Annotated in this window: 7 protein-coding genes and 5 pseudogenes; 8 read left to right on the top strand and 4 right to left on the bottom strand. The window is 65.8% G+C overall.

Annotated elements, in window-relative coordinates; all coding sequences use genetic code 11:
* Both ABZ624_RS41245 and ABZ624_RS41250 read left to right on the top strand, forming a co-directional pair.
* A pseudogene (locus ABZ624_RS41245) lies at window positions 1-102 on the top strand (DDE endonuclease); the annotation flags it as partial.
* 340 nt (window positions 103-442) lie between these two features.
* Window positions 443-607 (top strand): annotated as a pseudogene (locus ABZ624_RS41250) (IS5/IS1182 family transposase); the annotation flags it as partial.
* Window positions 608-898: 291 nt separating this feature from the next.
* On the opposite strand, the gene ABZ624_RS41255 reads toward ABZ624_RS41250, so the two are convergent.
* Window positions 899-1,243 carry a transposase gene (locus ABZ624_RS41255; protein ID WP_360100605.1) on the bottom strand — a complete coding sequence of 115 codons (345 nt, stop codon included), beginning with the start codon at window positions 1,241-1,243 and terminating at the stop codon, window positions 899-901.
* Window positions 1,244-1,506: 263 nt separating this feature from the next.
* Window positions 1,507-1,686, bottom strand: a pseudogene (locus tag ABZ624_RS41260) (IS110 family transposase); the annotation flags it as partial.
* A 465-nt stretch (window positions 1,687-2,151) separates the two neighbouring features.
* On the opposite strand from ABZ624_RS41260, the gene ABZ624_RS41265 reads away from it, so the two are divergent.
* Together ABZ624_RS41265 and ABZ624_RS41270 are read left to right on the top strand one after the other, a co-directional pair.
* On the top strand, window positions 2,152-2,424 hold the full coding sequence (locus tag ABZ624_RS41265; RefSeq protein WP_360100587.1) for a hypothetical protein: 273 nt from the start codon (window positions 2,152-2,154) through the stop codon (window positions 2,422-2,424).
* Between the two features lie 862 nt (window positions 2,425-3,286).
* Window positions 3,287-3,479, top strand: a pseudogene (locus tag ABZ624_RS41270) (ISAzo13 family transposase); the annotation flags it as partial.
* Window positions 3,480-3,686: 207 nt separating this feature from the next.
* Here the strand turns inward: ABZ624_RS41270 and ABZ624_RS41275 are convergent.
* Window positions 3,687-4,040 carry an ATP-binding protein gene (locus tag ABZ624_RS41275; RefSeq protein ID WP_360100590.1) on the bottom strand — a complete coding sequence of 118 codons (354 nt, stop codon included), beginning with the start codon at window positions 4,038-4,040 and terminating at the stop codon, window positions 3,687-3,689.
* Window positions 4,041-4,433: 393 nt separating this feature from the next.
* Here ABZ624_RS41275 and ABZ624_RS41280 point away from each other — a divergent pair, with 393 nt between their 5' ends.
* From ABZ624_RS41280 to ABZ624_RS41290, 3 genes are all read left to right on the top strand, one after another.
* A complete protein-coding gene (locus ABZ624_RS41280; RefSeq protein ID WP_360100593.1) occupies window positions 4,434-5,306 on the top strand; it encodes a helix-turn-helix transcriptional regulator in 873 nt (290 codons plus the stop codon).
* The gene (locus tag ABZ624_RS41285; RefSeq protein ID WP_360100596.1) at window positions 5,303-5,554 is read left to right on the top strand and encodes a DUF397 domain-containing protein; all 252 of its coding nucleotides are present in this window, start codon (window positions 5,303-5,305) and stop codon (window positions 5,552-5,554) included. Before ABZ624_RS41280 ends, ABZ624_RS41285 begins: the two co-directional genes overlap by 4 nt.
* 83 nt (window positions 5,555-5,637) lie before the next feature.
* Window positions 5,638-6,465, top strand: coding sequence for an SAM-dependent methyltransferase (locus tag ABZ624_RS41290; RefSeq protein WP_360100599.1), 828 nt, complete (start codon window positions 5,638-5,640; stop codon window positions 6,463-6,465).
* A 313-nt stretch (window positions 6,466-6,778) separates the two neighbouring features.
* Here the strand turns inward: ABZ624_RS41290 and ABZ624_RS41295 are convergent, their stop codons facing one another.
* Window positions 6,779-7,699, bottom strand: a complete 921-nt coding sequence (locus ABZ624_RS41295) for a CAP domain-containing protein (RefSeq protein ID WP_360100602.1) — start codon at window positions 7,697-7,699, stop codon at window positions 6,779-6,781.
* A 547-nt stretch (window positions 7,700-8,246) separates the two neighbouring features.
* Here ABZ624_RS41295 and ABZ624_RS41300 point away from each other — a divergent pair.
* Window positions 8,247-8,647, top strand: a pseudogene (locus ABZ624_RS41300) (hypothetical protein); the annotation flags it as partial.

The raw sequence follows: 8,647 nt of genomic DNA on the forward strand, positions 1-8,647 counted from the left end.
CCGGACGACCTGATCACCGCCGTCCGGCGGGGTCTCCGCCGGCTCCAGTACCGCCCCGACACCCTCGACGGCTGCCTCACCGGCACCGGCCTCCGGCGCTAGCCACCATGACGACACCACGCATTCAAGGTCAGTAGGCACTGGGGCCTGTCCGACCTGGAGTCTTCGAACGGGAAATATGCCGCCGGCTCGGTGATCCGTGCGGCCGTCGGGGATAGCTTGACCGCATTCGGTGGCACGATGCGATGGTGCGTTGCGCGGTATGGCGTGGCTTGTAGCCGGTCCAGCGCGGCACCTACTGAACCTCTTTCGTCTTGCCTCTGGAGGGTTGTATGGCCTGGTAAGCGGGGTGGTGACGTGGTGAAGCCCCTCGTCGTTGGTTGTGGTGATCTCACTCAACACGGCCATCGGCCGACGGGCTTCGTTGGTTCCGTATCCTTCCATGCTCGACATCCCGGACGAGCTGGTTGAGTACGTCTCATGGCTCATCTACGCTCGAAGGCGTGAACTGAACTCTGCGTGGTGCAGGCTCGGTTGCTTCAAGCAGGCTCTGCTAGTCCTCGCGCATCTCCGGAAGAACGAGACGTTCGCGCAGGTGGGAGCCGGGCAGAGGCTGCCAGAATGTCCCGGGTCGGTCCAGGATTCAACACGCTCACGTCTGCGGCAGCTGAGATGGCTTCCGTTGCGGGCCAACTGGCCGTTCTACTGATGGTGCCCCGTCTGTATCGCAGGGGTGCGCGGTCGGGGCATCAACGGGGTGGACGGTCAGCGCGAGGGTCCACCCCGACTCCCTGCCTTTGGCGCTGCGGTAGTCGCCATACCACGTCGAAGGATGGCGGCGGGGCGTCGGGGTCGGCCACGTTGCCACAAGCCCGACCAGGATCAGGACGAACAAGTGTTAACCAACATCCACTCCACGCCACCCCTCACCGGTAGGGCCTCTGTGTGTCAAGCGGCCTGAGCGAGGTGGTTCGGTTGATCGCGTTTCATGATCCGGTAGACCACGTTGGACAGCCGTCGTTTCAGGGCTCGGCGGGCCTCCGCGGGCGTCTTTCGGTCTGCGGTCTTGCGCAGGCACGCGGTTGCCGCCGGTGTTGAGCCGATGGCGGGCATTGTTGCCGCTGGAGGCGTCCATGGGCGCGCTGCCGGTGTAGCTGGCGAAGTGGTGCTCGGTGGGGAAGCGGCTGACGTCGCCAACGTGACCGATGACCTTGGCAGCCAGGACGGTGCCCAGACCCGGCAGGTGGTGAGTGTGGTGTGGGTCGCGGCGAGGGCGTCGCGCATCTCGACTTCGTTGTCCTTGACCTGCCGGTCCAGGCGACGCAGGTCGGCGAGCAGGTCGCGGGCTATGTCCCGGCGGTAGGCATCGGTGGCGGTCAGGGGGCGGATGCCCTTCATAGCGGCAGCGGCCTTGTCGGCGGACAGCCCCGTGGTGGGGGGACCTCCGGGCAGGAGGTCGCGCAGGACGGCGTGGAGTCGGTTCAGGACGCGGGTGCGTTCGTGGACCAGGTCGTCGTGCCGTTCGGTCAGGAGCCGCAGGATCGTGGTCTGGTCCTCCGGCTCGACAGGCCGCAAGTCCTCACTGAACAGGGCGGCTTGGGCGACGTGGCGGACGTCGTTGGCGTCGGTCTTGCGGTCGCCACCGGTGGCCAGCAGCAGGGCCCGGGCAGAGAGGGTGGAGGGCACGTTCTCGCCCGCGGCGGCCAGCTGCTGGACAACGGTTCGGCCCAGGCCGCGGGCGCCTTCGACGGCGAAAGCGGCGCTCGGGCCACTGCTCGCACCAGCGCATCAGCTGGCGGAAGGTGCCGACGTTGACGACGAACCCGCGCTGGGCCACGTGGTGGCCTGCGGCGTCGACAGTGACGGCGGTGTGGGACGACTTGTGAGGATCGACACCGATAAGGATCACGGGCTGGCCTCGCACTCGCTGAGACAAGCATGGGAGTGCCGCGCGGGTGCCGGCCGACGGCGGCACGCTATCGGTGAGCGATTCAACAAGTCAGGAGCATGTTCGGTCTCCTGGTGGAGTGGCCCTGGGCACATTCGTCTCACCGCCGCACACCCGCCTTCGGCGTCCGTGCCCCTTGACAGTGGTCATACGCGGGACCTGGGAGTGACCGAGGGGCACGGCTTAAGGCCGGGCTTCGAAGCGTGCGGTCAACGTCCAGAGCCCGCCTACGCCACGACCAGTCCGTCGACACGAAGTGGTGGGGCTTTGAGATCCACCTGGACGCCCAGGTCGTGAACAAGGTCAGCGAGTACTCTCCGCTGATCGGCCACTTTGTCGGAGCCCTGCTTCCTGATCCCATCGACACCATCGGCGAGGCGTACTGCGAGGTGAAGGCGGCCTGGATCAAGGAGGTGGGCAAGGACTACGGCTGCAAGCTAGTCTCGCCGTGGGGTGCGCCGGGCATGCTCATCTGATCTCGCTGCGCCCGAAGGAGGACACTGGCGTCTCGTGGACACCGAATACCAGCGGCACCTCCTGCATCCCGCTGTCGGGCCTCCTTCCAGGGGCGATACGTTCTCCTCGGTTGTCATGATGTCCCCAAGCACTCGGGGGTGAAGCCGGATATCGACGGTCGCGGAGGGAGCACCGCCCACGGCAACCTTCGGCCCGACACGCTGTCGACCCGCTCGGAACCTCCCATGACGGCATGTCAGAGCGCTCTTGGAACTCACCGACACCCCGACACCAGGCTTGACTTCTCCGTACTGACGGCGTTCCGCGCCCGGCTGGTGGACGGGGACCTCGCCGGTGAGGCGGTCTTCGACGCGGTACTACGGGCCGCCGGGAGGCCGACCTTGCGGTCGTCACGACCGGACCAACGTCGCCGAGCTCGGCCCACGGTGAGCCCAGAAGATCGAAAACGCCGACAAGTACGCCCGATCCGCTACAGAGAGCTACCTGTCACTTTGCGGCAGTTTCGGGAAAACAGAGAGCCTGCACCGACGACTCGCTGAACGAACGCATCTGCGTCCGTACCGCCGGCGGTGTGCTGTACACGGGCCGGCGGCCCGCCCGGCCACGAGGTGGAGGGCGGCCCGTCCTCGGAGCGCAGCTGCGCCTGCCGAGGGCGCTCGCCCGGGCCCCCGGCGGAAGCCTCATCGTGGCGGAGACCGACAGCAACCGCGTGCGGCTGGTACGGCCGGCTCGGTAGGCGTAGCCGGACCGGCTCGCCACTGCGTGTTGCCTGTGGGTGGTGGCGCCGTTGCCGAGCTGCGCATCGGCACCATGCACGGGCCGGGAGGGGCGAACCTGAGCCGGGTACTCAGGCTGGTGGCTGGCCGCAAGCAGGCCGCCGACCTTGATCTGGGTCTGCGGCCCGCGCTGCTGGCGCTGGTGGCACGGAATCTGACGGGCGCGGCGATCCGATGTCGCCGCTGCGCTGGACGGTGAAGTCGGCCAAGACCCTCGCGGCCGAGCTCCCCCGCCAGGGGCACAAGGTAGCGCGGACACGATCGGGGACCTGCTGCAACCAGTTGACCGGTCGGCGCACGGCAGCTTGATCGACCGGCATACCTCCACGGCGACCAGGCCAGCACCTTCTGCCCACCTGGGTGACGCGGTGGCAGAAGGTGCTCCCGGCCAGGGCGCAGGTCCTCGGAGTGGGCGCGTTGGGCTTTCGCTGGTCGCCCCCGCCTCCCGTGAGGGGGACGACCGCGCGATCAACCCCCGAAAGCCATCAGGGTGTGGTCCGTAGGTTCGCCCACACCGCGTTTCCCCTGGTGCGCGCCGACCGCTCGATTCCCCATCTGTCCGCGATCTCCTGCACGATGACCAGCCCCCGACCGGTCTCGTCGTCCGGTCCGGGCCTGCTCCGGGACAGGTGGCGCACCACAGGATCGTCGTCATGGACCTCGATGTGGAGGAAACCGTCGGCCATGAGTCCCATACCGCAGAGGATCCGTGCGCTCAGAGTGTGCAGCACGGCATTGGTGGCCAGCTCGGACATGAGCAGGGCGGCGTCCGCGCACAGCTCTGCGGGCAGGCGCCACGCGTCAAGTTGTTCACCGACGCTGCGGCGGGCCGCTCCCACACTGGCCCGTCCTGCCGTCAAGTCGAGCCAGTGAGCCCGGTCCGGTCTCATGGTGTCCAAGAGCTGGTGAGTCGTATGGGGGGACACGGCGGTTGCCTTCCATCCGAGGCCGGGCCGCGAGGCTGCGTAGTCGCGGCAATGGCATTCCCGACAGGTGCGTTCGAATTCGTCTGCGTTTATCGAACGTTTGCCACATCAACTCTGTCGGGATAGCGGATCATTGATGAGGGTGAATGTGCGGCTGGGATCGCTCACGCACGTAACTATGCTCGCAGCCGACTTCATGCTGCAACCGCTTCCCTGATAATTTCAGCAAGGCGATATCCGGTTGGCGTCATCGGCAAGTCGCCGTCACACTCGCTGTGATGACGCTCAGTCAGAAAGGTTGGTCGTGTGAACGAGGGTCGCTCGGCGGCGGGAAACAGTGCGCCTACAGTTCTTCGGATGATCCTCGGTCGGCGCCTGCGGGAGAGGCGGCAAAGCGCTGACGCATCGTTAGAGGACGCTGCCAGAGTCCTGAGGGTGAAGCCGCTGACCATCCGTCGCCTGGAAAAGGCCGAGGTCGCTCTCAAACCCCTGTACGTGGAGAGGCTGCTGGAGACCTATGGAGCCGATCGGCAGGAGATCGACGAGTTCGTCGCCCTGGCCGAGCGGGCCAACGAGCCCGGCTGGTGGCAGGACTACCGCGATGTGCTGCCCAGCTGGTTCTCCGCCTACGTCAGCCTGGAGACCGGCGCCAGAACTCTGCGCACCTATGAGCCGCACTACGTCCCGGGGCTCGTCCAGACGTACGCGTACGCGCGTGCAGTCCTGCGCGGTGGCTTTCCGAATGAGTCCGAGGAAGACTTGGAGCGACGCATCCAGCTGCGGCTGCGCCGACAGCAACTGCTGGAGAGAGAGGACGCCCCCACATTGTGGGTGGTGATGGAGGAGGCCGTCCTGCATCGCGTCGTCGGTGGAGCGGAGGTGATGCGGGCCCAGATCGACCGGCTCCTCGACGTTTCGGAGCTGGAACACGTCAGTATCGACATTGTCCCCTTCTCCGCGGGTGCCCCTGTCGGCGCGTGTGCCCCCTTCACCTATTTCCGGTTCGGGGAGCCGGAGCTGCCCGACGTCGTCTACAGCGAGATCCTGACCGCCTCCATGTACCTGGACCAGCGTTCGGACGTCGCCGCGCATCTGGAGGCACACAACCGGATGTCGCTGCTGACCTCGTCCGTGGACAGCAGGGCGCTGTTGCACCGCATGCGCAAGGAGTACTCATGACCATCACTCGCGGCAGTGTCTACAACGGCATGCCCGCAACGGACCTTGGTGAGCACGGCTGGGAGTGCCCGTGGAGCGGCCCCAATGGTGGGCAGTGCGTGGAGGCGAAGCAACTCGCCGACGGCCGCATCGCCTTGCGTCAGTCGACCGATCCAACGGGACCTGCGCTGATCTACACACCAGAGGAGATCGGCGCGTTCATCGAAGGAGTCAAAAGAGGCCTTGCCGATCACCTCACGGCCGGCTGAACTTCAGCTCGCCCCGGGAGGAATCGCGCCGTCCGAGACCGACGTACCCCGCCCTGCACGCCAACACCTCTACTGAAGGGAACATGATGAGCATTCCGGCCCCGCGGGACATCGACACCAGCAGGCCCCATTCCGCACGCATGTACGACTACTACCTTGGCGGCAAGGATCACTTCGAGGTCGACAAGCAGGCGGCCGAGGCCGTCGCGGCGGCCTATCCCGGTATCTTCATGTGTGCCCAAGAGAACCGGTCTTTCATGCACCGGGCGACTCGAGTCCTCGCGCGGGAATACGGCATCCGTCAGTGGCTGGACATCGGCACCGGCATCCCGACCGAGCCGAACCTGCACCAGGTGGCCCAGGCCGTGGTTCCTGACGCCAAGGTCGTCTACGCCGACAACGATCCCCTCGTTCTGAAGTACGCCGAGCGCCTGATGCGCAGCACGCCCCAGGGCCGCACGACATACATCGAGGCTGACGTCAACGAGCCGGAGTCTCTGCTGAACGCTCCGTTGCTCTCAGAAGTGTTGAATGTGAACGAGCCGGTGGCCCTGTCCCTCAACGCCCTGATGCACTTCGTCACCGACGAGCAGGACCCGTACGGGATCGTCAACCGTCTGCTCGACGCCCTGCCCTCCGGCAGCGCCCTGGCGCTGAGCCACTGCACGCCTGACTTCGATCCATCCACCTGGCAGAAAGTCACCGACATCTACACCAACGCGGGAACACCAGTGCAGTTCCGCTCTCGCGACGACGTCGCCCGCTTCTTCGACGGTCTGGAACTGCTTGACCCTGGCATCACGGTGGGCCACCGCTGGCGCCCCGACCCTCCGGGCGAAGATGCTACCGAGGCAGAGCGGCCCAGGGATGCTCAGGTCAGCCTGTGGACGGGTGTGGGGATCAAACCGTAGCCATCCGCCGTCACAGGACGGTCGTCCATGCATACCTGCGGTCGCTTCGGCCGCGACCGCCTGACCGATGCTTATCGATGAGTCGGTACGGCCCCTAGAGATCTCTACTGACTTCGGCTCGTCAGGGTGGCGCTGGATCGTCGAGGGTCGGGCCGGCACCACGGAAACGGTCCCTCCCCCACAACCTCCAGGGAGGGACCGTCTCATATCGCCGCAAGTACAGACTGGGTCGCGACTGCGCCGTGTCCTGCGCGCCGGAAAGGCGCGCTCACGCGGTGCAGCGCTACAGCGGACTTGCGAAGTTCGCGGAACCTCAGTTGCTGGTGCCGAAGTCCTGAGTCCAGTAGGTACCGCCGGAGTCCACTCCGATTCCTATTTCCCGGAGCCTGGGGTTGAGGATGTTCGCCCGGTGACCCGGACTGTGCATCCAGTCGGCCATGATGGTCTCGGGGCTACCCTGCCTGTGATGTATGTTCTCGGCCCACATGGACCAGCTGTAGCCCGACTTCTGGATGCGGTCACCGGGCGACGAGCCGTCGGGGCCGGTGTGGGAGTACAGGCTTGTGCGAGCCATTTCGTTTGAGTGGGCCTGAGCGGCTTTACTAAGCCGCGAGTTGAGGGTCAGCGGGTGGAGGCCGGCTGCCGCCCGCTCCTTGTTGACGAGCTGGAGTATGCGTTCCACGGTGGCGTTGGTGGGCGCTGCGTGATGCTGCTGGTTACCCTGTGGTGTGGTGTTGGTGGGCGTCGCGTGCTGCTGGTTACCCTGCGGTGCGGTGTCCGTCTTCTTTACGGGCGTCCACTGTCCTTGCCAGTGTCCGTTGTCGTCGAGCCGCCAGTCGCCCTGCCAGTCACCCTGCCGGCCGTGCCACTCCCGTCGGTTCGACGCATCGGTGGTGGGTGTGCCAGGAGTCTGCCCACCCTTTACGGGCGTCCACTGTCCTTGCCAGTGTCCGTTGTCGTCGAGCCGCCAGTCGCCCTGCCAGTCGCCCTGCCGGCCGTGCCATTCCTGCTGGCCCGAGGGGTTAGTGGAGCTCGAGCTGATCTGCGTGCCCTGTTGGTTCTGCTGGGTTGTCTGTGCCGACTGCTGTGTCCGCGATGCGGGGCAGCCGTCGGCGAATGCTCCCGTCGCGGCCGCTAAGAGGAAACCGGCGGAAACGGGGGCCATTGCACCGGCCCTCAGTGCTCGCTTCTGCATAGGGGTCAGCTCTTTCGGCTTCTTGTGACGTGCCGTCACTTTTCCTCCATCTGGTTGAGTGGGAACAGTCAATTCCGCATTGGACGTTCCTGGCGGTTCGTGCAGCTCCTCGGATGTCAGCCCTTTTCCGCACGGCTACTTCGACCGGGAAGTACGCACACGCAGGCATTGCATCCGCCAAAAGCCAGGGCGTTGGCCAGCGCACGACCCTGCCGTCCAGCGGCATCGTCGCCAGGGGAGTGGGCCCCGAGCAGACAACCGCAGGTTATATGACCATCGCGCATTACGAAAACGTAACAGGTGTCACTCGGCCGTCAAATCACCCATGAGCCCTGCGTAGATGCCGCTAACGATCAGTCAATATCCTTCGCCGAACGGTTAGTTGATGGACCTGATGGAGTGGCATGTTCAGGCTGGCCCAGTGGCAGTGCTGTGCCCCGCGGCGCTGCTCCCCGGACTGGCGCGATCCGTGGGGGCGAACATGCTGCAGCCCGAAATGGTGCACTTATGCCTTCTGTGCGTCACACCTGCATCCGTCGTGCCCTCTGGTTAGGAGACCGTGCGTCGATGTAGCAGACGAGAATAAATGTGCGATATCACTCGAAGAAGACTGCTCGGCCTTGGCGCGGGAGCCGCGGCATGGTGTGAGTTGGGGGGCTGCAGTACATCCAAGACATCAGGCCGGACAGAACCTGCGGGCCATCCCGGCTACGGCCATCCCGGCTATGGCCGTTCCGGCGAGGATGATGAGTCGCGCCAGTACCGGCGGCCGATCGGGGACGGCTCCACGTCGTTCACGGGCAAGCAGCCGCACCAGCCGGCCAAGCCGGAGCCGCTGCAGCCGGGCCAGACCCCGCCGCAGTTCGTCATCTTCTCCTGGGACGGCGCCGGTGAGGTCGGCAACGGGCTCTTCCCGCGCTTCCTGGACCTCGCCAAGGAGCACGGCGCGAGCATGACCTTCTTCCTCTCGGGGCTCTACCTGCTGCC

Source organism: Streptomyces sp. NPDC007205 (assembly GCF_040634095.1).
Lineage (GTDB): Bacteria > Actinomycetota > Actinomycetes > Streptomycetales > Streptomycetaceae > Streptomyces.

Excerpts from the sequence above, each read along its gene's own strand:
- ABZ624_RS41290 (WP_360100599.1), top strand. The coding sequence starts at position 5,638 with ATGATGAGCATTCCGGCCCCGCGGGACATCGACACCAGCAGGCCCCAT.
- ABZ624_RS41285 (WP_360100596.1), top strand. The coding sequence starts at position 5,303 with ATGACCATCACTCGCGGCAGTGTCTACAACGGCATGCCCGCAACGGAC.